The following is a 25916-nucleotide window of genomic DNA, read 5'->3' on the forward strand; positions in this document are numbered from 1 at the left end:
TTGATTAACTAAACTATAAGCCGTTTTGACAATCATAAATGTGTCTATTATTCATTTTGATATTTCCTTACATAAAGTAATTATATTAACTCTAGTATAGTAGAAGTTTACTTTAATGGATAGAAAACCGTTTATGTGATTGGTATAATGATGAAATGAATTAGGGGGATTGTGATGTTATATTTAACCGCTAGTATTTTCGGCTTTATTATCGGTGTTTTTATCATGTGGTTTTTGTATCGAAAAAAAGCAACTGGGGTTTTTCCAGTCACTTTTGTGATTACTTTTGCTATTTTTTTAGCTGTCATTTTATTAGTTACCTTGTTTTTATGGTTTGAGTTGCCTAATGAATCAGATTGGATTGATTATGCGGGCGAAATTATTGGAGCAGTTACTGGATCTTTGATTGCTGCTTCAATTTCTTATTATGTAACGGTTGGCACGCAAACTAATTTGGACCGACAAAAAGCAATTAATCACTATATTTTGGATTGGCAACTGAATAATAAAAAAGATCTTTATAATGATTTTAAAAGTTCGGAAGCAACAGTGAGTGCGATTACGGATGCTGGTAATCAGTTAGGAGCTTTATTTAGTGAAAATAATGGTGATACTCGGATTGCAGCTGCGCAAATCAAAGCCATTAATTTGAGCTTAAAAACTAATCTTACTAACTTTAAAAATCAGTTGAATTATATTGATGACAAATATAAACCAACTTTTGATTTTGTAACCAAGATGAGTTATAAAGGAACGTCAATTCAGGATTGTTTAAACGTTATTAATCAGGATTTAGATGGTTTATCGTCATTTGAAACATCGTTAACAAATTTATTGCAGACTTATCAAAATGATGATGCAAGTCAGACAGCTAACTTGTATCATCAAGCACAACTTGACTTTGTAAACGCAAAAAATAGTTTTCAGCTAGAAAAACCATTTTCTGAAATGCTGAATATCTTAATTGAATTTCCAAATTAAACAAGCCAGTTCTCAATGTTTGAGAGCTGACTTGTTTTTGTTTTATTTCAATTTTTTAATAATATAATATGCTACAAACGCTAAGATAGCAAAAGTTATAATGACATAAATAAATCTCATTAAATATCCTTGTGCAGGGAATAAAATAATTAAAATCATAACGAAAACGCAAATTATTAATGCAGTTTTTTTCTTATCCATCATTTTCTCCTTTTTTGTTTATTTATCTTAAAATTATTGTATTGTAGAATAAATAACAAGCTATGATATTAAGACATTACGAAATTTTTGTCGTAAAATCTTTACCAAGTAGTTAAGAACGTTATTATTATGAGGATATTATGAACTTATCAAATCAATTAAAAAAATATAGACAAAAGCAAAAAATAACGCAAGAAATGTTGTCTAACCATTTACATGTTTCGAGAAAAACAATTTCTAACTGGGAAACGGGAAGAAGTACTCCAGATTATGAAACCTTATTAGCTGTCAGTGATTTTTTTAATGTTAGTATCGATGAATTATTGGGGAATGATATTAAGCAAACTGATGAGTTTAATTTTACATCACAAAATCGCAAAAATTTATTTTGGTTTTCCTATTATTTAAACATAATTTTATTAGGATTAAGTTATTTAAACTTTCTTCGTTTATTTATATTTCCGCTCATTTCTCTTGTTTTAGTGGTTAATCTTATTTTTCTGCTTTTATTGGGGGGAAAAGTAAAGTTACATTTTAAACAAAAGTCACATTTGCTTAATTTATTTATATTAGTGGGAGTTCATACTTTTGTTAATATATTATTATTAAATGTTGTTAGAAATTTTAAAGCTATTTTTGCTTTTCATACTTTGATTTATAATATTGGCTCAATTACTGGTAACATAGTCTTATTAACTATCATGGGAACAAGTTTTTTGTTGACATTATTGATGTTTAATAAGTAATTATTATAATTACAGTTATTACGGAATCAAAAGTTGAATAACACTATTTTTATACTTAATGCAAAAGAATAATTATCATAATACTGAAACTTACCAGATAACAAAAAAGGATTCATTCGATTAAATATCGGAATGAATCCTTAGAAAACGTATATTTTTAATTAGAATCTAGATGATTTTCATTTAGAGATTATCTATTTTAAATAGTTATAAACTTCTTTGGGTTGTCCCAAACTTAAATCTGCAACGATATCGGTACCACCAACAATTTCTTTTACTGGTAAATCTGCTACTGGTGCATGTACATGTTCAAATAATTGTAAACGAACAGGACTATTCCAAGCTGACTTAACTTTAATGTCATTAATTGTACTTTCAGTTAATTCGCAGATTCGTAAAGAACCATCATAATTGCGCATAATATTTAAACGATAACTAGGCTGTGTAATGATATCAGTTGCTTTTTGTAAATTCATTGGTTGATAACGATATCCCATTGTTCCTTGAGCTACCCGTAAAGAACCATAATCAAGTTTTCCTACGATTGTATCTCCATCGACATAGACTTCAGGTTTCGCTAATTTTTTAGGGAAAGATGCCATTTCACGTCCAGAAGCAATCGCTCCAAAATTATCAACATACATGGCTAACGTAAATTCACCAACTTTTCCATTAAAAGTACATGGGATTACCTGACCAGCTTCAGTATAATTACCTAATCCTGTTGCGTCTGGCATCTTAATAAATTCAAATTTAACCTGATTGTCAATTGGCTCCAATGGTTCTGGAAGAAGCTTTCTCAAGGCTTTTCCATCTGTTTTGTAGACAAAATTTACAAATTCACGATTATAAAATTTAACTTTTGCAGGTGGAAATGCGGGATCATTAATTGGAGTTGTCACTTGTTTTAATAGGTCTTCTTTTTTCATGATTAATTACCTCTTTAGTTTTCTTTAGTTAATAGTGCAGAAAATTTTTGCATAGTATCATTAAATTCAGGTAATTTACCCGTATTTTGTGATTTGGTAACAATTTCAATTACTAAATCATTAAATGGGGTAGGGATATCATGCTTTTTGCCAGTTTCAGCAATAATGCCATTAATATCATTAATTTCAGTTTGTCTTCCTTTTTCTAAGTCTTGTAACATACTAGCTTTTAAGTTTTTACTATTTTGCATGATCTTATTTAAAAATACTAACTGCTTTTTTTCATCATTTTGAGAGTTAATTGCAAAAGAATTCAAATCTAAACTACTCATCTTAGCAAACACAACTCCATCAGCTTTGCCAGCTTTTAGTCCTTCGTTGATAATGTTCAAAGCACTTTCAATTCCAACTTTATCATCAGCAATTTGTCCAAAAGTAGCATTGCTAGCAGCTGATAATCCGCTAAACGAAGCATTAATTAACAACTTAGACCACTTCGTTCCAAGTAAATTGTCAGAAATTTCAGTACCACCAACATTACTTAAAACTTCTTTGATTTTTTTAATTCTTGGAGTAGTTTTACCATCTAATTCGCCAATTTGGAATGCTAATTTGTTAAATAATGGTAGTTCTGTAGTTAATTCCGATTCAACATTATTTAATAAAGTCCCACCAAATTCTACTGATCCTGCGACAACGTTTTTAGGATTAATTTGTTTAATTATTTTGACCTCTGGAACTCCATTTTGTAATGATACCAAAGTTCCATCTGGCTTTAGAATTTTTTTAATTTTCTTTAAAACCTCATTATTATGTGTCTGTTTTGTCAAAAGTAAAACAATATCATAATCTTGATTTTTCAATTCTTCTGGAGTTTTTGCTGAAACGGGGACAGAAAAGTCGACTGAACCAGTCACATGAGCTCCTTTATCATTTAAATCTTGAATATGTTGTTTTCCATGTGCAATTAAATCAACACTGTTCTTACCATATTCTTTAGTTAAGTATGCCCCAATAATTGTTCCTAAAGAACCTGCACCATATACTGCAATTTTCATTAAAATACCTACTTTCTAATTTTAAAAACCAATAATAATCAATAGGAAACTATAGTCTTTGAAAAATAAAAAAGCAAAATATCTGATTAGTTTATTGTTATTATTTGATAAATAACTGATAATTTTAAATATTAAAATAGCCTTAACTTATTTTAATAAGTTAAGGCTACAAGATTATTCCTAGTTAAATTTTGGATTGTAACAGTTTTCGACGTATCTTTCCGTTATTCGTTTTTGGTAATTCATCTATTAAAATAAACTGTTTTGGAACTTTATATTTAGCCATTTTAGAGGTTAAATAATCGGAAAGTTGTTGTAAATTGATAACTTTATTTGTGACTATAAACGCTACTGGGACGGAACCCCACGTTGAATTTTGTTTACCAATAACCGCTGATTCAACTATTCCGGGAAATTGATTAATTACGTTTTCTACTTCACGAGGATAGATATTTTCTCCACCAGAAATGATTAATTCTGATAAACGACTTTTAAGATAGAGAAAGCCATCTGAATCCAAGTAACCCAAATCACCTGTCTTAAACCAGCCTTCAGAAGTAAATTGATTGTGGTTAGTTTCATTGAGATAACCAGGTGAAATATTAGCGGCTTTTAATAAGACTTGACCAACTTGATTTAGAGCTATACTATCAGCAATTTTTAAACTAACCGGAAATAAGGGCTTCCCAACGGAACCGATTTTATTGATAGCATCGATTGGATTTAACGCTACTACTTGCGAAGCAGTTTCCGTCATTCCATATGATTGAATAACATTGATTTGTTCATCACGACAAGCTTGTAAAGTTGCAATGTCAATCTCTCCACCACCAAGCAGCATATAAGAAAAGTAAGAACTATATGGTTCGCTTTTTTTTGACAATAATTTTTTGAGCATATAAGGGACAACTGAGATAATGGTTCCAACTCCTGTAATTAAGTCATGGTTAATTGATTCCTCATCAAAATGATCATAAAGGCGAACACTCATACCGTAAATTAAGCTACGCATCATAATTGAAAATCCACTAATGTGAAATAACGGAACGGCACAAATCCAGGTATCTTTCGCCGTTACTGGTAAATTCAAATTAGCACCAATTGCGCTAGACCAATGATTACGATAAGTTTGTAAAACACCTTTGGGCTTGCCAGTTGTTCCAGACGTGTACATAATGCTAGTAACTTGGTTTAAATCAAATTCCGATTTAATAAAGTCAGCTGCATCACTGGTTTTTGCTCTCATTAAATTATTTAATGATATTAAAGTTACTGAGGCTAATTTTTGTAGTTTGTTTTGAAACTCATCTGCATAAATTAATAAACTGATTTGAGCGTCTTGAAGCTGATAATGAATTTCAGGCAGTGCCAAATTTTTATTAATAAAAACAATCTCGATGCCCAATTGTTGCAGAGCTAAAATGGTGAAATAAAGTTGAGGAGTGTTATTTCCTAAAATAGCTACTCGTTGTAATTTTTGGATGTTACTTCCTACTAAATGGTTACAAACCTTAATAACTTGTTGTTTTAATTCTGTAAAATTCCAGCTTTGTTGTTTAAAAGAAAGTGCCATTCGTTTTGGGGTTAATAAAGCTCGTTTTTGCAGCCAATTATCCATTTAACAAACCTTCTTTAAGGAAACTTAGGGAATTGATCGAAGTTAGGATCACGTTTTTCCATGAAAGCATCTCGGCCTTCTTTGGCTTCATCACTGGTGTAGTAAAGTAAGGTAGAATCACCGGCTAATTGTTGAATTCCAGCTAAACCATCGGTAGCGGCATTCATAGAAGCTTTGATTAAACGAAGCGACATTGGCGAACGTTTCAACATTGTATCGCACCATTCCAATGTTTCTTTTTCAACATCAGCTAAAGGAACGACTTTATTAATCCAGCCCATATCATAAGCTTCTTTGGCAGTATAAGTTTTACACATAAACCAGACTTCTTTAGCTCGTTTCATACCAATGGTATCCGCTAATAAACCAGCCCCGTAACCCCCATCAAAACTACCAACTTTAGGACCGGACTGTGCAAATTTACCATTGTCAGCCGAAATTGTGATGTCACAAACTAGCTGCAACACGTTTCCGCCACCAACTGACCAGCCACGAACCATCGCAATCACTGGCTTAGGAATGATACGAATTAAGTGTTGTAAATCAAGTACATTTAAGCGGGGAATGCGGTCTTTACCAACGTAACCACCATTGCCACGAACGCCTTGGTCGCCACCGGAACAAAAGGCAAGGTCTCCTTGTCCAGTTAAAATAATTGCACCAATAGTCGAATCATCACGACAACGTGCAAAGGCATCAATCATTTCTTCCACTGCCACGGGCGTGAAAGCATTTCTGACTTCCGGACGATTGATGGTGATTTTGGCAATTTTTCCAGTTCTTTCAAATAAAATATCTTGGTAATCGTTTTTGATTGTTTCCCATTTTCTAGTCATAATGACCTCCAAATTGATTGTGATAATATGCTTAGTATAAGATTAATTAAAAAAGATTGTTAGCGGAAGGGATTAACTTGTGAATTTAATCGATTTATTTAACATAAAAACTGAACTATTAACTCCAGCAAAAGTAATTTTAACGATGGAAATCAAATCAGAACATCAGCAACCGTATGGTTTAATGCATGGCGGCATTAGTTGTGTTCTAGCTGAAACTGCAGCTAGTTTAGGTGCTAATCAGAATCTTGATTCTAGCAAACAAGTGGCAGTTGGACTGGATATTCAGACTACACATTTAAGACCAATGAAGCTGGGACAACTCAACGTCACAGCTATCCCAGTGAAAATTGGACAACAAGTTCAAACTTGGCAGGTTAAAATTTTCCATCATGATCGACAAATAAGTGAATCAAATGTAAATCTTTTTAATCAAATGATTTAAACTAATCATGCATTACTAATTATAACGATATATTTAATTGAAATATGAAAAAAGTCTTAACTTATTTGATAAGTTAAGACTAAAAGTTAATAATTATTGATTTGTTCCAGTTAAAGTTATAAATATCTAATCTTCAGTCAAATTCAATCAATATTCTCCCGTTTTTGCCATGATCTGCTAAATGTTTTTGCGCAGTTTTGATATTTTTAAAATTATAAATAAATTATTTCTTATTTAATTTCAAAATGATTTTAAAGTATAATATGATTAAAAGTTATTGACTAATATTTTATAACATGTTTAAATATTATTAACATTTAATTAAGAGAGGAGGAAGAATTAATGACTACTTTTATGAACGCTTATCAATCAAACTGCTGCTGTACTTGTTGCATGATATAGGGAGCGTTCGTAAACTTGTTTGGATACGGATGTTGCCACATCTGTATCTAAGTGGAGTAGTTGTCATATCCGGTTAGATACAACTTGATTGTTAGTCTAGCTGGGATTGTATGTTAAAAGTGTTTTTAACATACTTTAATTCTTTTTCTGAATTACGTTTAGAAAATAAAAAGCCAGTTAGACTAATGATTGTTAGTTTAACTGGCTTTTTTGTTTTCTTGAATTTAATAATCAGATTGGAGTAGAAAAAATGAAGAAAAAATTACCATTAATTTTAATGCTGGGTTTGATCACATTGGTTTTAGCTGCTTGTGGGAATCAAAACTCAGAGACTAAAGAAAAAGGAACTTTAACGATTGGATTAGAAGGAACATATCCTCCATATGCTTATCGCCAAAATGGAAAATTAACTGGTTTTGAAGTTGAATTGGCAAAAGACACTGCTAAAAAAATGGGTCTAAAACCTAAGTTTGTGACGACTGGCTGGGATTCTTTAATTCAAGGAATCAACTCACAAAGTTACGATGTAGTTTTTAATAATTTGGCAGAAAATCCAAAACGTAAAAAGCAGTTTAGATTTTCAAAACCATATGCATATTCTAAAGCAATTATTATTACTAAAAAAGATTCGCCAATTAAAAATTATAAAGACCTAAAGGGTAAAAAAGTAGCCGAGGGAACTGGAACTGATAATTGGAATAACGCTGTTAAACTAGGAGCTAAGCCGGTTGCTTCACCAGAGTTTCAAACTTCGATGGATATGATTGATGATGGACGGGTTCAAGCAGCAGTTAATTCCAAAGAAGATTTTGTTTATTGGCAAAAAAATCATCCCAAAACTGATTTAACTTATCAAGTAATTCCTAGTAATGTGATTACTCCTGCTGCAATTGCTCCAATGATGAATAAAAATTCGAAAGAATTAAACCAAAAAATGAATAAAGCATTAGATGAAGAACGACGCGATGGAACTATGAAACGTTTGTCAATCAAGTACTTTGGAACTGACATTACGAACAAGTAGGATTCAAAGGAGATAAAAAATGAAAAAATTTTGGAAATGGGCTGCTGGGATTGTAGTGGTTTTAGCAATCGGATTTGGTTTTTATCACACATTTATTGGTAATCACCAAGAAAATAATAGTTCTAAAACCATTACGATTGGTTCTTATGGTCCAGATACTGAAGTTTGGGAACACATTGCTAAATTACCAGAAACGAAAAAAGCTGGTCTTAATTTAAAAGTACAAGATTTTTCTGATGGAGTTTCACTAAATAAAGCTACATTGAATGGGGAAGTTGACGTAAATGCCTTTCAAATGTATGGATATTTGAAATATTTTAACAATGAAAGTAAAAATGGCAAACTTGCTCCTTTAGGAACCACTTATCTAGAACCAATGGGAATTTATTCTAAGCGTTACAAATCTGTAAAAGATCTGCCAAAAGGTGCAACAATTGCGATTTCTAGTAATCCTGCCAACACTTCACGAAGCTTAAAATTATTACAAAGTGCTGGTTTGATTAAGTTAAAAGGCAAGCCAAACGGTGGTTTGTATAAGCCGGAAAATGTTGCTGATAATCATAAAGATTTGAAATTTCAAGAAGTTGATGATCACACTGGACCACGTTTGTTAAATGATAAAAATGTAGCCGCTGTGGTGATTGGTAATACGATGGCCTTACAAAGTCATTTGAACGTTAAACACGATTCGATTTATCATGAAAAGATGGATCAATCTACTAAGAACAACATTAACGTCTTAGCAACCAACGAGAAAAATAAGAATAATCCGCAATACAAAAAACTAGTTAAGCTCTATCATAGTAAAGCCGCACAAGATTACATCAATAAGAAATTTAAAGGAACTAAGATTGATGTTGATAAGCCAGTTAGTTATTTGGAAAATTAAACAATAAGGGATGATAAAAATGAAGATTGGGATTACGGCTAATGTGAATCTAAAAAATCCAGATGATATCAATTTGAATTTTTCTAATTACACGGCGCGTGTTTTTTTACAATTGTTAACAGCACATGAGATAATGCCGCTTATTATTCCAGTGGTGCCATCGTCCTTAATAAAAGAATATGTTGATTTGGTTGATGGAGTTTTAATTCCAGGCGGGCAAGACGTTGATCCAGAATTATTTCATGAAAAACCAATTTCAGAATTAGGAAAAACTTATCAGCCTCATGATCAACTGGAAATGCAGGTATTACAAGAAGCAATCAGACAACACAAACCAGTCTTCGGAATTTGTCGCGGGTATCAAGTAATTAATGTCGCTTTGGGCGGAATTTTGTATCAGGATTTAACCACTCAAATAACTAGTAAAACCTTAAAACACAATCAGCCAGAAGAGATTGCAACAGCAACTCATACAGTTCAAGTAGCCGAGAATAGCAACTTAGCAAAAGCGGTTGGAGTCCGCCCAACCGTTAATTCCAAGCATCACCAAGGAATTAAGCAGGTTGCTCCGGGATTACGAGCAGTTGCACGAGCAGATGATGGAGTGATTGAAGCGATTGAAAATGAAGACGCCAGTGTAGCAGGGGTGCAATGGCATCCAGAATATTTGTGGCAGCATGATGCCATTCAAGAACAGTTATTTTTAGATTTCTTTCAACGAGTAAAAAATGGTTAAAATAAAATCAGCAGTGAATTGAGAAATTCACTGCTGATTTTTTTAATTATTTCTAGTTTGGACTTTATCTAAAATCATTCTTGCAATTGGTCCGACAATAATTAATTGCAGGGGCAATGCTAAAATGAAATTTCTAATCCAGGTAATTCCAAAGTTACCCAAAGTAGGACTAGAAAATCCATTTTCAATTACGATTCCAAATACAGACATACAAGTTACCATCCCTAATACCATTAATGTTGAAATACCAAGGGCAATCAAATAAGGTTTTTCTTCCATCTTAGGATTAAATATTAATTTGAAAAATATTCCTTTGGCAATGGGACCAACTAATAATAAATCAAATAAAGCTGCGACTAAGAGAGCTAATGGATAGCCCATAATCACTTTTAGAAAAAGTGATCCATTGACACCAGTGCTAATCGCAATATTATATGTTTCCATTACTAGAACCATCATTCCGGCCATTAAGCCAGTAAATAATAATTCTTCTTTAAAATTATTGGGCAAATTTACATCTCCTTTTCATAAGTATTGATTAATTTAACACAAAAAAATTTTTTTCGTAAGTTTTATTATTTTAAGCTTGAATAGGGTTATTTGTTTTCCAATCTTCATTAATATCCATTGTAATTAATTTATCTGATTGAGAGTTTAAGGTTACCTTAGTTAACGTTAAACAAGTGGGGATTTGTAAGTACAAAGTCCGATTTTTAATGTCATATCCAGACCAATATTGAGTGTAATCCGTTAGATTATGATTATTAGGATATCTACCCATTCCCTTTGGAATCATAACTGGTTTAAAGACATTATATAAAGTTGGGATGGCTTCTTCATCTGAAAAATCATTAATGTTATTGGCAATATACATGGAACGAACAAATCTAGATGGTGAAGTATAATCGCCTGGCAATCCGAATAAGCCATATCCAGTTCCTTTTTCAATTGGTTCTAAGGGAAGTTTTCCACCGATATTACCACTAGTAATGTTCATATCATTTAAAGAAATATAATTGCGAATGTTATTCGTATGATATGAATATTCTGGACTGTTGGTCATAACTCCAACACTGTCATAGATTTTAAAAGCACCATTGTCGGTTGGCTCTAAAACAACGGCTGCCCCAGATTCTTCCATAAAAGTATAATGGGGGCTTAATGAAAGTTCATGATTTTTTAAATGATATTTTTGATCTAAAAGTCCTAGTTTACTTGTTAGTTCTTTTACTTCAGTAATATTTTTGCATTGCGATAAAATATATGTGAAAAATTCTTCGCCTAAAACGGGCTTTAAATTACGAGATTCTAAGGAGTCCAAAGAAGCATGAGTTGCTTCCGTTAAAATCTGAATATCTCCTACCAATCCTTTCTCGTTAATTCCATCGTATAAAATTTCAGAGTTTTTAAGACCTACTCCCATAATTGCATACTTGCTTTTCCAATTTTCTAATTCAGAGTGAATTTCATAATTAGCAGGAATGTTGATAATTTGCGATGGAATTATAGCAGGTTCATTAGGAGTATCAAAAAATTGAGGAACAAAATCCATTGTTCTTCCCCAATATGGATTTCCTGATTTTGATTTAATAATAATTGAAGTACACATAAAAAGTCTCCTTAAATAAAATATCTTCTGTGGTAGTTGTCAGTTATAATGGTTACGTAAAATTTACTATAATTATATACCTTGTTTATTAATCTTAAAAAATATTCAGTAACTAACTTAATGTAAGCGATATGTTATAATTAGTATAAATGTACCTGCCATCATTGTTACAACAATAATAAAAATAAATAGTTAGTTAAAAGGGGATATTCTTATGGATAAAATGAAAGCAGCAGAATTTATTAAACCTGGAGAAGTTCAAACAGTTGAGGTACCGAAACCAAAGATTGAACAACCAGGAGACGCAATTATTAAAATTGTACGTGCTAGTGTTTGTGGCTCGGATTTATGGTGGTTCAGAGGTTTATCAGACCGTCCTGCTCATTCACGAATTGGTCATGAAGCGATTGGGATTGTAGAAGAAGTAGGCTCGGATGTTACTGATGTAAAACCAGGTGATTTTGTAATTGCTCCATTTACGCACGGATGTGGTCATTGTGCTGCATGTCTAGCTGGATTTGACGGAAACTGTTTTAACAAAGAAACTGGTGGTAATACTGGTTATCAAGCTGAATACCTTCGTTTTTACAATGCTAATTGGGCTTTGGTAAAAATTCCCGGCAATCCAGAAGATTATTCAGATGAAATGTTGAATTCTTTTGTTACTTTATCTGACGTTATGGCAACGGGTTATCATGCCGCTGCTAGTGCCGAAGTAAAACCTGGTGATACTGTTGTAGTAATGGGTGATGGTGCTGTAGGACTTAGTGGAGTAATTGCGGCAAAATTACGCGGTGCTAAACGAATTATTGCTATGAGTCGTCATGAAGATCGGCAAAAGTTAGCTAAAGAGTTTGGCGCTACTGATATTGTACCGGAACGTGGTGATGAAGCAGTTAAACATGTGATGGAATTAACTGATAATGCTGGGGCTGATGCTATTCTTGAATGCGTTGGAACGGAACAATCAGTTGATACAGCTACTAAGGTTGCTCGTCCTGGTGCTATTATCGGTCGGGTTGGAATTCCGCAAAAGGCAGAAATGAATACAAACCAACTTTTCTTTAATAACACTGGTTTACGCGGTGGAATCGCGTCAGTTACCACTTATGATAAAAAAGAATTACTTCAAGCTGTCTTGGATGGTAAGATTAATCCCGGTAAAGTATTCACAAAACAATTTGACCTTGATCATATTCAAGATGCATATGAAGCAATGGATAAACGTGAAGCAATTAAATCGCTTTTAATTATGGATAAGTAAAAATATAACTCAAAAAGGGAGAATATTAATTTTTCTCCCTTTTTAACTAGTTTGATAAATATTTCTAATTTAATTTTGGTTATTTCTGTTCTGTGAATTTGATGATAGAATACCAATTCTAAACTGAAGTGTAAATGAAATCGATTAATGATAAGATAGGATAGTCAAATGAAATTGCAAAATTTACAGTATTTTGAAAAACTGATTGAACTTAAAAATTATAGTGATGTAGCAAATTATTTTAATGTTGGGCAGTCAACAGTTTCTATGGGTATCAAGCGATTGGAACAAGATATTGGCTATAATCTAATTGTCCATAAATCAAAATATAATGAGGTGATATTGATGCCAGCTGGAAAAGAATTTCATAAACATTCAAAAGAAATCGTGGTACATGTTGCTTTACTTGAAAAAGAAGTTGAAAGACAGTTACAACAGTTAATTTAAAAGGTTTCCAATTTTGATCAAAGACAAATTTAAATTAATAGTAATTAAATAAAATGATTTAGTTGACATTAATCTTGATTGCAATAATATTCCAGATGTATATATTTCGCTGGTTTGGCGTAAAAATTATGAAACAAATGAGCGAGAAGAAAATTTAGTAAATACCATTATAAACTCAATTAAATAAAGTTATTTTAATAATTAGCATCTTTTGCCAAAAATAGACTGAATAGATTAATTAATCTATTCAGTCTATTTTTGTTTTTATTTTTTGGGATCATGTTCTTGATGCCAGGCATTAATTTGGTCTAAACGTTTAGCGAAAATACTTTCTTTTCCTTGATCAGAAGGGTAGTAATATCGATGTCCTTTTAAATTTTCGGGCATCGTATTCATTGTAGTTAATTTATCTTTTTCTCTTTGCGCAAATTTATACCCTTTTCCATAATGCAAATCTTTCATGAGTTTGGTTGGAGCATTTCGAATCTGCAAGGGTACTGGTTCATTACGAGAATTTTTAACATCATGACTAGCCTTTTGTTCTGCTTTATCAATCGCATTAGATTTAGGTGCAAGTGCTAAGTAAGCAGTTGCTTCAATTACAGCATCGGCACAGTCAGGCATTCCCACAAATTTACAGGCTTCAGTAGCATTGATAGTTACATTTAAAGCATTTGGATCAGCCAATCCAACATCTTCGCTGGCAAAACGAACCAGACGACGCATGATATATAAAGGATCTTCACCGCTATCAAGCATGCGAGAAACCCAATAAATTGCGGCATCAACATCACTATTCCGCATTGATTTGTGAACAGCCGAGATTAAATTGTAATGTTCTTCACCATTTTTATCATATAAAAGTGATTTACGTGTGACAAGCTGTTTTAAATCATTTAAAGGAATTTCGACTGTATCGCCTTTCTTTTTGCCATTGGCAACAGCACTTTCTAAAATATTGAGAGCCACTCTCGCATCACCATTGGCAAATTCGGCAATGGAACGTAAATTTTCAGTGGTAATTTTTACTTTTAACTTACCAAAACCGTTGGGATTTTTGATTGCATTTTCTAGTAATTTAACAATGTCATCGGTGCCTAAAGCTTTTAAAACAAAGACTTTACTTCTAGATAACAACGCTGAATTAATTTCAAACGAAGGATTTTCAGTAGTTGCACCAACTAAAATGATACTGCCATCTTCAACATAAGGTAAAAAAGCATCTTGTTGAGCTTTATTAAAACGGTGTATTTCATCGACAAAGACAATTGTTTTTAAACCCATTTTGCGATTGGCAGCGGCATTTTCCATAATTTTTCGTACTTTAGTAATACTAGTATTAACGGCACTGACGGTAATGAATTCAGCTTGGGTCATTTGGGCAATGATTCTAGCCAAAGTAGTTTTTCCGGTTCCAGGGGGACCCCAAAGAATCAATGATGAGATTTGATCATGTTCAATCAGGCCACGCAAAATTTTTCCTTGACCGACTAATTGTTCTTGTCCTACAAATTCTTCTAAGGTTTGAGGACGAACACGTTCTGCTAAAGGTGTGTTATTTGCATTGCTTTTTGCATTAAACAACGATTCTTGTTTCATAGTTAACCTCCTTATTAAATATTTATCTGAATTTTTTATAAAATCGTGTGTTTCTATACGTTAGTGATTTTACCACAATTATTTATTGTGCTGATACTTAGCGTTTTTAAATGAAAATGGAACAAACTCAAAATGAGTTTGTTCCATAAAAGTAAAAGTAATTTAGTTATTTAGTTTCTTTTTTATTTTTGAAACCATTTAATCCAAAGATTCCGAAAACTGAAAGTAAGATTGCACCAATTATACTTAATAAACGATTATCTTTGCTTTGACCAGTTTGTGGTAAAGTAGTTGTTTTATTAGTTTTATGCGTTGCTGTTTCATTTACTGAACTTGTAGAGGTAGAAATAATAGTTTCAGTTACAGTCTTTGGTAAATTATTATTACTAGTAGTTACAGTTTTATTAGTTTGACCATCATGGTCTGATGAAAGGACGTGATGCATATTTCCATCAGTTTCTGTAGTTTCAGGTGTTACTTCACTAGTTTGATTATGAGATTTAGTTGAAGTACTAGTTCCTTTACTATCAGTCGAAGTCTTTGGTTCAGAGGGAGTCTGCGAACCATGTTCTTCATTGTTGGTTGGTTTTGTAGGTTCATAAGGCGTCTGTGAACTATTACCATCGTTATTTGTAGGAGTGGTTGGCTCGGAAGGAGTCGAATTCTTACTATAAACGATTTGAATTGTCTTAGTTCCTGGTTCAAAAATGCCACTTACCATAATTTGCTTTGCCGTGTATCCTGCAACTATCGGGCTGACAATATTGTACTGACTGTTAATGTCTCCACTTTCTATTGCGGAATCAGCTAGTTTATTTCCATTCTCGTCAACGTAGTTAATTATTACTTGACCAGTCTTAACAGGAGTTTCGTCTTTAGCAATAATAACAGTAACGATTTGATTCATATTAGCGTTAAAAGTATAACTTTCAGGACCAGTTACATAGTGATAACCATTAGGAACACTAGCTAGAGTATTTCTTTGATTGCCATATTTACCATTAATTTGTGTACTTGAAATAATAAGTCCATCACTTGTTGTGTAATTTATGGTAGCTGTTTCATCATTAGCAGTATAAGTAACAATTTTATCGTTATTCTTGCCAGCAGTAAGATTGTCAGTGACGATTTGTTCGTCAGCAGTATAACCTGTAATTGATGGTGAATCAATGCTTACGTTAATAGTTGCTGGAGACCAATCATTCCAGGCAACATTTCCAGTTACTTGATCTTTAGTTCCACTTCTAGAGAAATCAACTTGCTTAGTAACTGTATCAGCAGTAGCTTTTCCATCATCGTATTGATAATGGACAGTTAACGATCCAGTTGTTGAATCATTTACTTGTTCGGTAGCGTGCTTAAAGCGAACTGAATAAGTTGGTATTTCGCCATCAAAGTCAAAGATATTAGGGACATTTGAACTTACATATTGATAACCTTGATTTTCTAAGTTTTTGATTTCAGCAGCAACTGTCGATTTATCAACTGCTTGGCCATATTTACCGGTTAAGGCAGTATCAGCTACACCATCAATTGTTTTTCCAGTTGTATCATCAATGTACTGAACTTTGGCTGTTTCATCATTGGCGGTGTAAATAACAATAATTGTTTCGTTTTGTCCCGCTGTTAGAGAAGTGGAAACAGTTTGTGGGTTAGGTTTATATCCTTTAATGATAGGAGAATTGACACTAACGCTTGTTGTTGCTGGAGACCATTCACCATAGCTAATTACAGCTCCAGTTGTATCGTCAACAACATTAGTACGTTGAAAAGTTGCGGATTTGGTTACAGTAGTTGCTGCAGTCGTGCCATCTGAATATTGATATTCAACGTTAACTAATCCAGTCCCGGTTTCGGTAACAGTTTTAGTTCCTTTAACAGTTACTACACAAGTAAAGGTTTTATAATACCATTTGTTACCTTGATAAGCATAATTGGGACTACCGTACCAGTTATAAATAACGTTGTATTTACCTGGTGTAGTTCTCAAGATATCTTCATTAACTTGTTTTCCATTTTCAGTTTCATATTGAACTGTTAATATTCCGTCTGAAATGGCTTGTTGGATTTGTTCTTTATTTATCGTTTGAGAACCATCTGGATTGGTTAATGATTTAATTTCATCTTCAGGAGTCCAATTCTTAGCTTTTTCAGAATTGGCATACCAAGCATCAGTGGGTTTTCCATCTATTGCAATTAAATCAACTGCCCAAACCCAAGTTCCTGCATGAGACTGTCTGTCCGTTAAAGTATAAGCGTTTAAACTTTGACCATTAGGGGAATAGTTATCACTATATGTGATATATGGGGCACTAGGCAACTCACCTGTACCAAGTTCTTGCCATAAACCAGAAGCAGTCAAATCAATTGTTGGTGGGATAAGTGTTCCAGTCACAATGTCAGTTAAACCAACTGTATTATTTAATATTGTATCTTTACCTAAAATTAGTTGCCATAATCCAAAGCTAACAATATTTTGGTTGTCATCATAAGTTAATACAACTGTGTTCCCTAGCATATTGGTCATATCAGTTACGTTACGAGTATTAAAATTACTTAAATTTAGAGAATTTAATAAATTATCAGTAAAAAACATCTCTTTCATATTAGTAACTTTATCGGTATTAAAATTTTCCAAATTTAAATTAGGAACATAAACAAATTTAAACATAGCTTCCATATTAATAACGTTTTCTGTATTGAAATTACTTACATTTAAATTATCTAATAACTGGTCTCCATTAAACATAAATGACATATCAGTAACATTATGGGTATCCAGTTCTTCAATTCCTGTAATTTTTGTAAGTCCTATACGTGGGATATTAGGACCATCAAAGGGACTTCCGGAAGTAAATAAACCACAAAACATATAACTCATATTTGTAACATTGCCAGTATTTTTGCCAAACTTTCCGCCTACGTTTAAATATTCCAAACTACCACAACTTTGAAAAATTCTGCTCATACTGGTGACCTTACTAGTATCCCAGTTGCTAACATCTAGATTTGTAAGTTTATAATCGTTATAGAACATAGCATTCATATTTGTGACAGCACTTGAATCAAATTTATCCAAACCATTAATAGAAGTTAAGACAGGTAATGTCGTAAACAAATTAGAACTATCTGATGGCAATTTTATTTGTGCGTTAACGTCAATTTCTTTAACATTTTGCACAATTTTTTGATTGGTAAATGGACTACCTGTTTCATCTCTTGTTCCAAGAGTACCAGAAGTATTGAGACTTAATTTATTGTTTTCATTATCGTATGACCAGTTGACAGTTCCCCAGGTTCCAGTTAAAGCATCAGTATTATTAGGGTTTTCAGCTGCCAAAAATACATTTTTATTTCTTTGGTCGTCAGCACTCACATCAGTATTAGCAATGTTGATATTTGTTGGTGTAGTAATCTTTAAAGCATCATTAGGAAGATTATTATCATTTTCAACCGCAGTTGCATCAGCTTCTGGTTGGCTATTAGTTGTACTTTTAGTAGTCTGGTCACTATTGTTACGTTGATTGTTTTCAGTTGAGGTAGTAATTGGAGCATTGGGAATTACATTTGCTTGGTCATTATTAGTTATAACTGGAGTTGGATTAACAGGAACTTGTTTAGAAGTCTCACCCGTTTGATTAGAAGCAGTAGTGTCAGTAGTTGCTTTAGCAGATTGGCTGCTTTCTGCTTGCACTTTGTCATTTGGTAAATTATTTTTTGAATCTTTATTTACGTCAGGAGTGTTAATTGGCTGTTTTTGATTATTTTGATTTGACTCATAAGCTTTAACTTGCTGATCATTTGAAATTTCGCTAGGTTGAGTAACCTCTTTATTTTCAGTATCATCCTGCGAATTGGATTGTTTAGTAGTAATACTTGAGTCGGGATTGGTTAACTTATTATTTTCAGAAGCATCAGGATCAGGTGTAGTTGTAGCAACATCCTTTTGATTTAATTCAGTTATTTTATTATTGTTTGAGTTTTGCGGTTTGTCATTGTTATTAGCTTCATCATTTTTAATCGTTGTAGTTGATTGATCGGTTGTATTATTGCTGGTAGTTTGTAGTTTATCATTACTATTTTGATTATCGGCAGCGACTATAGTATTATCACTAGCACTTACATTTGGACTTATGATTAAACCAGTTCCGACTGCTAAAGTAGCAATTGAAGAAAAAAACCAGAATTTGCCAGCTTTATACATTTTGTAATGTAATCTAGTTTCATCCTTTTTTTGTTTTCTTAACATAATTCCTCCTTTTTAAACTTTACATTATTATACTAACTTTAAGGTTTTATTATAGATGGTATTTTAAGGTAGTCAAGAATTAAGAATAATAAAAAAGGAAGCTGGAGATTAAATCAGCAGTTTCCCATTAATTATTCATTTTCATTCTTATAGTCATTTAACAGAATTGTTTCTTCATAATTTACATTTTGTCTCAAGCGTAATCCCATACTTTTTGGAATATGATGATTATCAATTAAAGTATCAATTGCTTTTCGTTCTGCTTCAAGTGCCTGAGTTTTTAATTCTAAGACTTGAGCTTCATATTGCTGTTCTTCAAGCTCCGAGTCACCGAATGATTTAGCTTCTTGAATTTGATTTTGGTAGTAGACAATCAAGAAATGGACAGTTTGAGCAGAAAAGTCTTTTTTATTGATATCGTCTCTGTTAAGAAATTTTTTGATGGCGTCAATTGCAGCTTGTGAACCAACTTTTTGAATCAGGCGTAAATCAGCTTTTGTCTTTTTACTCTCGGATTCATTCCATTGCCAAATCTTGATTAAGCGAATCAAACGATCAATCAAGTTTAAATGCGGCATATTTCTTTGGGTTTGTTTGTCGCCATTGATTTGTGAAATTTTGTATTCAGTATGATTTAAGCGGCGACTGGCAATCCAAAAGGCGTCTTTATTAATCAGCTTTTGCTTGTAGAGGTTGTTAATAGCATCCCGTTTTCCGTTTAAAGCAACCCGTTGTAAAGCTAGTGTTTCATTCATTTTTTTATTAAAGGTAGCTTTATCATGAAAACGACGCTGATATTTGCGAATTGCCACTTCATAATCCATGATTATATCAAAAACTGCTCGTTGATTAGCTTCTGTTCGATTGGATTCGAGATAAGCAATTGCTGAATTCATCATGTAAAGACGGGCAACGTCAAAACTAACATAATGATGTTCTTCATCGGGTTCGTCTTCATCGTCGTCAGATTCTTCGTCCTGAATTAAAGTAGCTCGCGTTTGCACGGTTCCCTGTCCAGGAGCAATTAATGGTAATGTAATGGAAGCTGCTAATAAACTGATGATAATGACACAGGCTGCGATGAACAGCATCAAGGAACGATCAGGGAAGGGTGCTCCATTTCCAACGAATGCTGGGACTGATAAGACTCCGGCCATCGTAATTGCTCCACGAACTCCAGACAAGCCGGCCGACAAAGCCACACTAAATTTAGGCTTTTTAGTTTCTTTCTTAGTAATATAGTAGGAAAAAGATTGATAACCTAAAATCCAGATAATCCGAATCACTAAAATCATGAACCAAATCACAAATGCATACCAGATGGATTTAATGGTTCCGTATCGGGTGCTCTTAAAGACAGCAGTCATTGCTACTGGTAGTTCAATTCCTAAAATTAAGAAAACAACTCCATTTAGACAGTAGACAATTACATCCCATGTTCGATTAGTTAATAAAGTAATCTCAGGTGTCTGTCCAGCAACTCGTTTAGTTTGCACGTGATCTAAAATCCCAGCCGTTACTACGGCAATTACACCCGAAGCGTGTAGAAAGTCTTCGGCAACGACATACACTAAAAATGGGGTCAAAATTTGGAGTACCACATTAAAAATGGCATCGTGAAAATGTACGTTATACAACTGATTTCTAACCCAGATTAACAGATACATAATCACGGCTCCAACTAAAAAGCCGACAATCGACATGTAAACAAAATCTCCAGCTGCTTTTGAAATTGAAAAGTAGCCAGTCACAACCGCAGCAACCGCATATTTAAAGGCAATCAAACCACTGGCATCATTGATTAGACTTTCACCGCTAACCAGATGCAGAATGCTTTTAGGTAAATTAACTCGTTTGGAAATTGATTGTACAGCGACCGGATCGGTAGGCGACAGAATCGCAATTAAGGCGAAACTAACAGCCAACGGCATCGTAGGAACTAGCCAATTAACAAAGAATCCGCCAATAATAGTGGTAATAAAGACCAGCAGAATGGCATTTTCAAAAATTGGTCCACGTAGTTCCCACAGTTCTTTTTTGGGGAAGTCTCGTCCGTCATTGAATAACAGCGGGGCAATGAATAGTAATAAGAACCAGGTTGTATCTAGTTCGATTTTAAATTTAAAAAAGACGGCAATTAAGACACCCAGGGCGACCTGAATTAAACTTACCGGCACAATCTTAATATAATGACTTGCCACATTTGAAACTAAAACTAAGCCAAGCAAGACTAACACAGCTTCTAAAATGGTCATCGATGAGTTCCTCCTAATTATTGGTTAGTTTAATTATACCGAAAAAAATTGGTTTTATAAAATTTTGTTTAGAATAAAAAAGAGAGACCCAAAAGTCTCTCTTAATTTTTAATATTTTAAAGGTTTTCTTCAATCTCATCATCACTAGGAGAATCAATATCAGAGTTAGCATGTTTCATTCCGTAAGCAAAGTAGATGATGACACCAATTAAGAACCAAACTGCTGAATAAATCTTAGCTTGAACATCAAGTCCCATGAAGATGGTAAATGAACCAATGAAACCAAGGGCAGGCAAGATTGGATAAAATGGTTCTTTGTAAGCAGCTTTAGGCAATGATTTACCTTCACGTTTCCGCAATGGGTACATTGCTAGTGAAACAGCCATAAAGGCAATCAAAGTTCCAGCAGAGATTAGTTGTGCCAAGAAAGTGAAGGGGAAGATAGCTCCCAAAACAACTCCGGCAATGGTAATCATCCAAAGTGCATTGCTAGGAATTTTCTTTTTGTTCAATTTACCAACGGATTTTGGTAACATTTTGTCACGACCGAATGAGTAAATCAAACGAGAACCAGCCATCATCATTCCAATCAAAGCTACCAACATTCCGGCAACAGCAACAGCTTGAACTACACTGGCAATGATAACATGGCCGCCTTGACGCAATGCCCAGCCAACTGGTTCAGCATTGTTAGCGTACATTGTGTATTTGAACATTCCAACCATTACAAGGGAAACACAAACGAAGAAAATGGTTGCGATAACTAGTGAGCCAATGATTCCACGAGGCATGGTTTTTTGGGGATTTTTAGCTTCGGCAGAGTTAGAAGCAATTGAATCAAATCCAATATATGAAAGGAAGATTGTTGAGATACCAGCATAGATCCCTTGCCAGCCACCGAAAGTAGTTCCGTCGGCATTAGGATGACTCTTAGGGAAAAATGGTACATAGTTTTGCATTTTGATGGCTGTGGCACCAACCACGATAAAGGTAATGATAGCAAGCAGTTTCAAAACAACCAAAATATTTGAAATTTTAGTGGTCTGACGATCACCGCGCAAGAGGATGTAGGTAACTAATGCAACCACAATCACTGCAATAATATCAATTACCCCACCATTAGTTCCTAGCGGCGAAGCAATTGCTTTTGGCAGGGCGATTCCTAGCGGCGAAATCAATCCTTGTACATTCGAGGAAAGACCGGCAGCAACGAATGCTACCGCAATCAGATATTCGGCTAAGAGAGCCCATCCAACAATCCATCCCCAGAATTTACCGAAAAGAACGGAAATCCAAGAATAAGCTGATCCGGCAAACGGTAGTACGGATGCCATTTCAGCATGGTTCATGGCAACTAGTCCAGCAACCACAGCTGCTAGAATAAATGAAACAACAACCGCAGGACCAGTGTATTTTGCAGCTACAATCCCAGGTAAAGTAAAAATGGAAGTTGACAGAATCGTTCCGAGACCAAGAGCCAAGAAATCTTTTACGGTCATGGTTTTTTCCAAGCTTTTATCCTTGGACATGTAAAAATGAAAATCCACTTTTTCATTCATTTTTTTGAAAATATTTTTCATTGTTTTAAAACTCCTTTATTTTACCAACCCATGTTGGTAGGGGATTTAGTTAACTTTCCTTCGTTTAATTCCTGCATTGCTTGTTCAATCATTGCAAATGCTTTTTTTAAATCAGATTCTTTGATAACGAGCGGTGGCTGAAACCGCAAAATGTTGCCGCGAACTGTAATCATTAGAGCACCAAGTTCGAAGATGCGACAGATAAGTTTGGTAGCAGCCTCACTATCCGGCTTGCCAGTTTCTGGATTCACAATATCAATTCCACCGTTTAAACCATAAATGCGGACGTCACCAACAAAAGAAAACTTATTTTTCATTTTATCAAAAAATTGGTGTGCCTGCTTGCCTAATTTTGCACTTCGCTGAACTAAATTTTCATCTTCAATGACATCAAGAGTGGCGTTGGCAGCAGCAGTCGTTACTGGATTACCAGCAGTAGTGTAGACATTACCAGGTGCATCAAGCGCATCCAGAACTTCTTTGCGACCTAAAACGGCACTCAGCGGTAAACCTGAAGCAATTGATTTGCCTACCGCAACCAGGTCGGGATGGACATCTGGGAAGTGATCAATCGACCACATCTTGCCGCTCCGACCCAAACCTTGATTAACTTCATCAATCGCAAATAAAATTCCATGTGCTTGGGCAAATTGATAAACTTGGTTTAAAAATTTTTCAGGTGCTTTGACAAAACCACCATCGCCTTGAATGGCTTCAATCTCAATCACCGCAGTTTCATCGGCAGGGAGATAAGTTTCAAATGGTAATTTAAATGCAGCAAACATTCGATCGCTAAAGTCGTCATCGCTTTCATGAGGAAGTTTGTACCAAGGGCTAGGGAATGGGACTTTAACTACTCCTGGTAATAATGGTCCAATCTTACGGGTCATATTGAGACTGACTCCCGAAGTACTAATGGAGCCATAAGTTGAACCATGGTAGGCACCAGTAAAACTTACGATGTACTGACGACCAGTGTACGCTCTGGCAAATTTGATAATTGCATCGTTAGCATCAGACCCCGAGTTTCCAAATGCCACTTTGACTGGTCCTTCAATCGGTGCTAATGCAGCTACACGCGGAGTTAACTCGGCTTCAGGTGTTGTGGCAAAGTAGGCAGGCGTGTATTGAATCAGCTGATTTGCCTGATCTTGAATCGCTTTAACCACGTGGGGATGAGAATGACCAGTGTTGGTTGATGAGGCACTTGATAATAAATCAATGTACTTATTGTCATCTTCATCTGTTAAAATAGCGCCTTTCCCAGATTTGATTACGATATCAAAATATTTAATTCGAGCGGCTTTGGCATAATGCTGCTGTTCTTTATCCAGCATTTTCTGATTAGACATTTGAAACACTCCTTTAATTTAATAAATCTAATTGCTGGCAATCACTCCTTTAGGTAATAAAAAAGTCCTCCAGTTTGTTTAAACTGCAGGACGGAAACTTTCCCCCACAGCTTAAGTTGAGAAAACTGCGAGGATTATAAGAAGAAATTAGCTTTGACGAAAAAGCATCTTATTATCCACACAATTTTTAATAATTAATGCGACTAACACGACTAATAAAATGCTAATAATGTAAAATGCTACATTTGTCATTGCTAAAAACTTCCTTTCTTTAATATTTTTTTAAATTATAAATTAAAAAAAGAGGTTTGTCAATGCCTTTTTTAATAAAATCTTAATGAAATGCAAAATAAAAGCTGTAATCGTGGTTTAATCACGAAGTTACAGCTTTTATTTTTGTGTTATTTAAATGATTTACGAACTATTCGTAAGTTGATAAAAATTATACATTACCTATGGTTTGGTTTTAGAATTGTATAAGATTTTCCTACAAAATTTTAAACTTTTGGGGAATCTGTCAAAATACAATTTTAAAATCAAAATAACCAATCATTAAACTTTATACTTTAATAATTATTATTTTTATAAAATATTCCTGTTTTATAATCTATTGTAAATCCTGGTTGATTATTATAAATAAAACAATCTTTTTCTACCATTGGGATGTCGTTGTACATTACTTGTATAAAAATCCCTTTAGCAACTAAATCATTTTTACACTGATAATAAAGATTAACGCTATATATAATTTTATTGTTATTTTCAAGTTCCTTAGTAATTCCATCTTCTATATGTTTCATTACATTCAAATTGCTGTTGGATGTTTGAGTAAAAATGTTTTTACGATTATCCCACGTACCCGTTTTTCCATTTTCATAATTACCATTATCATTAATGTTATTTAGAAAATGAAATGCAATTATATGACCTCTATTATAAAATTTTTGTTTATAATTTATGTGTCCATTTTGCCATCCAGATGGCTTATATTTTGAAGTTCTTCTTTTTTTATAAAGTAAATTATCTTTTGTTAAATAGGCTGTGGCACCTCTGGGTCGATTAAATTTATCTAATTCTTTAAAATCTACGTATCCCTTTTTTAAGTTTTTACATTTTAAATGCGTATACAAGTTTTCTTTTTTCATCAAATCAACAAAATCCATTTTGAACCTCAATTCTAGTTAAAATAAGAATCAAATTATGATTTTCCACTTTATATAACAATAACCAATCTGATTGAATATGCAACTCATAATATTCTTTTAAATTACCACTTAACTTATGGGCTTTTAATTGCTTTAATTTATTATTATCTTGTTTAGTAATAGCTGTAATTGCAATCTGAAACTTTTCCATATCAAAATGTTTTCGCTTGATTTTCTTTAAGTCTCTTTCAAATTGTTTTGTAACTTTTACTTTCAAAGGTTATCTACCCATTCCATAACTTCATCAACACTATTACCAATATATTTAGTTGTACCTTCTCTAACATCACTATTTGCTTGATCTGTTTTAATTTTATTAATAGACGTTTCAACATGTAAGGAATTAGTCATAACAGATTGTTGCAAAAACATATTAATAGCTGTACTCATATCTAATCCTAAAGCATTATAAATATGGTTAGCTTTTTCTTTTATTTTAGGATCAACTCTAACTGCAATAGTAGCTGTTTTTGCTCCCATATCATTTACCC

Annotated in this window: 23 protein-coding genes; 8 read left to right on the forward strand and 15 right to left on the reverse strand. The window is 33.6% G+C overall.

All coding sequences use genetic code 11. The annotated features are described in order from the left end of the window. Positions 1 to 174: 174 nt before the first annotated feature. A complete protein-coding gene (locus tag BHU33_RS03225) occupies positions 175 to 981 on the forward strand; it encodes a hypothetical protein (RefSeq protein ID WP_054646061.1) in 807 nt (268 codons plus the stop codon). A gap of 42 nt (positions 982 to 1023) precedes the next feature. Here BHU33_RS03225 and BHU33_RS07515 read toward each other — a convergent pair whose 3' ends face one another. Further along, positions 1024 to 1182 carry a hypothetical protein gene (locus BHU33_RS07515; RefSeq protein WP_156405628.1) on the reverse strand — a complete coding sequence of 53 codons (159 nt, stop codon included), beginning with the start codon at positions 1180 to 1182 and terminating at the stop codon, positions 1024 to 1026. Between the two features lie 140 nt (positions 1183 to 1322). Here BHU33_RS07515 and BHU33_RS03230 point away from each other — a divergent pair, with 140 nt between their 5' ends. Further along, a complete protein-coding gene (locus BHU33_RS03230) occupies positions 1323 to 1928 on the forward strand; it encodes a helix-turn-helix domain-containing protein (protein WP_054646060.1) in 606 nt (201 codons plus the stop codon). A 194-nt stretch (positions 1929 to 2122) separates the two neighbouring features. On the opposite strand, the gene BHU33_RS03235 is transcribed toward BHU33_RS03230, so the two are convergent. From BHU33_RS03235 to menB, 4 genes are all read right to left on the reverse strand, one after another. After that, a complete protein-coding gene (locus BHU33_RS03235; protein ID WP_054646059.1) occupies positions 2123 to 2857 on the reverse strand; it encodes an acetoacetate decarboxylase in 735 nt (244 codons plus the stop codon). Positions 2858 to 2871: 14 nt separating this feature from the next. Then, positions 2872 to 3915 carry a ketopantoate reductase family protein gene (locus tag BHU33_RS03240; RefSeq protein ID WP_054646058.1) on the reverse strand — a complete coding sequence of 348 codons (1044 nt, stop codon included), beginning with the start codon at positions 3913 to 3915 and terminating at the stop codon, positions 2872 to 2874. A 184-nt stretch (positions 3916 to 4099) separates the two neighbouring features. Next, the gene (locus BHU33_RS03245) at positions 4100 to 5533 is read right to left on the reverse strand and encodes an o-succinylbenzoate--CoA ligase (protein ID WP_056997733.1); all 1434 of its coding nucleotides are present in this window, start codon (positions 5531 to 5533) and stop codon (positions 4100 to 4102) included. A 14-nt stretch (positions 5534 to 5547) separates the two neighbouring features. Further along, on the reverse strand, positions 5548 to 6369 hold the full coding sequence (gene menB / locus BHU33_RS03250) for a 1,4-dihydroxy-2-naphthoyl-CoA synthase (RefSeq protein WP_054646055.1): 822 nt from the start codon (positions 6367 to 6369) through the stop codon (positions 5548 to 5550). A 79-nt stretch (positions 6370 to 6448) separates the two neighbouring features. Here menB and BHU33_RS03255 point away from each other — a divergent pair, with 79 nt between their 5' ends. From BHU33_RS03255 to BHU33_RS03270, 4 genes are all read left to right on the forward strand, one after another. Beyond that, complete coding sequence (locus tag BHU33_RS03255; protein WP_054646054.1) at positions 6449 to 6814, forward strand: PaaI family thioesterase; 366 nt, start codon at positions 6449 to 6451, stop codon at positions 6812 to 6814. 652 nt (positions 6815 to 7466) lie between these two features. Next, entirely contained in the window at positions 7467 to 8240 is a 774-nt protein-coding gene (locus BHU33_RS03260; protein ID WP_054646053.1) for a transporter substrate-binding domain-containing protein, read from the forward strand. A gap of 19 nt (positions 8241 to 8259) precedes the next feature. Further along, the gene (locus BHU33_RS03265; RefSeq protein WP_054646052.1) at positions 8260 to 9129 is read left to right on the forward strand and encodes a MetQ/NlpA family ABC transporter substrate-binding protein; all 870 of its coding nucleotides are present in this window, start codon (positions 8260 to 8262) and stop codon (positions 9127 to 9129) included. Positions 9130 to 9148: 19 nt separating this feature from the next. After that, positions 9149 to 9865 carry a gamma-glutamyl-gamma-aminobutyrate hydrolase family protein gene (locus tag BHU33_RS03270; RefSeq protein WP_054646051.1) on the forward strand — a complete coding sequence of 239 codons (717 nt, stop codon included), beginning with the start codon at positions 9149 to 9151 and terminating at the stop codon, positions 9863 to 9865. Positions 9866 to 9907: 42 nt separating this feature from the next. Here BHU33_RS03270 and BHU33_RS03275 read toward each other — a convergent pair whose 3' ends face one another. Together BHU33_RS03275 and BHU33_RS03280 are read right to left on the reverse strand one after the other, a co-directional pair. Beyond that, entirely contained in the window at positions 9908 to 10375 is a 468-nt protein-coding gene (locus tag BHU33_RS03275) for a DUF2798 domain-containing protein (RefSeq protein ID WP_054646050.1), read from the reverse strand. 70 nt (positions 10376 to 10445) lie between these two features. After that, on the reverse strand, positions 10446 to 11474 hold the full coding sequence (locus tag BHU33_RS03280; RefSeq protein WP_078775166.1) for a linear amide C-N hydrolase: 1029 nt from the start codon (positions 11472 to 11474) through the stop codon (positions 10446 to 10448). Between the two features lie 223 nt (positions 11475 to 11697). On the opposite strand from BHU33_RS03280, the gene BHU33_RS03285 reads away from it, so the two are divergent. Continuing rightward, positions 11698 to 12738, forward strand: coding sequence for a zinc-dependent alcohol dehydrogenase family protein (locus BHU33_RS03285; RefSeq protein WP_054646092.1), 1041 nt, complete (start codon positions 11698 to 11700; stop codon positions 12736 to 12738). Between the two features lie 168 nt (positions 12739 to 12906). Further along, a complete protein-coding gene (locus BHU33_RS03290; protein WP_054646049.1) occupies positions 12907 to 13185 on the forward strand; it encodes a LysR family transcriptional regulator in 279 nt (92 codons plus the stop codon). A 264-nt stretch (positions 13186 to 13449) separates the two neighbouring features. On the opposite strand, the gene BHU33_RS03295 is transcribed toward BHU33_RS03290, so the two are convergent. The 8 genes from BHU33_RS03295 to BHU33_RS03330 all read right to left on the reverse strand — a co-directional run bounded on the left by BHU33_RS03295 (position 13450) and on the right by BHU33_RS03330 (position 25905). Then, positions 13450 to 14784: a replication-associated recombination protein A gene (locus BHU33_RS03295; protein ID WP_056997732.1), complete on the reverse strand. Its 1335-nt coding sequence runs from the start codon at positions 14782 to 14784 to the stop codon at positions 13450 to 13452. Between the two features lie 166 nt (positions 14785 to 14950). After that, positions 14951 to 19033: a BspA family leucine-rich repeat surface protein gene (locus BHU33_RS03300; protein ID WP_056997731.1), complete on the reverse strand. Its 4083-nt coding sequence runs from the start codon at positions 19031 to 19033 to the stop codon at positions 14951 to 14953. Positions 19034 to 19164: 131 nt separating this feature from the next. Beyond that, complete coding sequence (locus BHU33_RS03305) at positions 19165 to 21288, reverse strand: cation:proton antiporter (protein ID WP_056997730.1); 2124 nt, start codon at positions 21286 to 21288, stop codon at positions 19165 to 19167. A gap of 116 nt (positions 21289 to 21404) precedes the next feature. After that, positions 21405 to 22868 (reverse strand): APC family permease, encoded by a 1464-nt coding sequence (locus BHU33_RS03310; protein WP_054646047.1) that lies wholly within the window; start codon positions 22866 to 22868, stop codon positions 21405 to 21407. 20 nt (positions 22869 to 22888) lie between these two features. Further along, a complete protein-coding gene (locus BHU33_RS03315; RefSeq protein ID WP_054646046.1) occupies positions 22889 to 24220 on the reverse strand; it encodes an aspartate aminotransferase family protein in 1332 nt (443 codons plus the stop codon). Between the two features lie 566 nt (positions 24221 to 24786). Next, complete coding sequence (locus tag BHU33_RS03320) at positions 24787 to 25383, reverse strand: DNA/RNA non-specific endonuclease (RefSeq protein ID WP_054646045.1); 597 nt, start codon at positions 25381 to 25383, stop codon at positions 24787 to 24789. After that, positions 25370 to 25642 (reverse strand): type II toxin-antitoxin system RelE/ParE family toxin, encoded by a 273-nt coding sequence (locus tag BHU33_RS03325; RefSeq protein WP_054646044.1) that lies wholly within the window; start codon positions 25640 to 25642, stop codon positions 25370 to 25372. The genes BHU33_RS03320 and BHU33_RS03325 overlap by 14 nt, the downstream gene beginning before the upstream one ends. Next, on the reverse strand, positions 25639 to 25905 hold the full coding sequence (locus BHU33_RS03330) for a type II toxin-antitoxin system RelB/DinJ family antitoxin (protein WP_054646043.1): 267 nt from the start codon (positions 25903 to 25905) through the stop codon (positions 25639 to 25641). The genes BHU33_RS03325 and BHU33_RS03330 overlap by 4 nt, the downstream gene beginning before the upstream one ends. Positions 25906 to 25916 lie beyond the last annotated feature (11 nt).

It is taken from the genome of Fructilactobacillus lindneri DSM 20690 = JCM 11027 (genome assembly GCF_002907375.1).
GTDB classification, from domain to species: Bacteria; Bacillota; Bacilli; order Lactobacillales; family Lactobacillaceae; genus Fructilactobacillus; species Fructilactobacillus lindneri.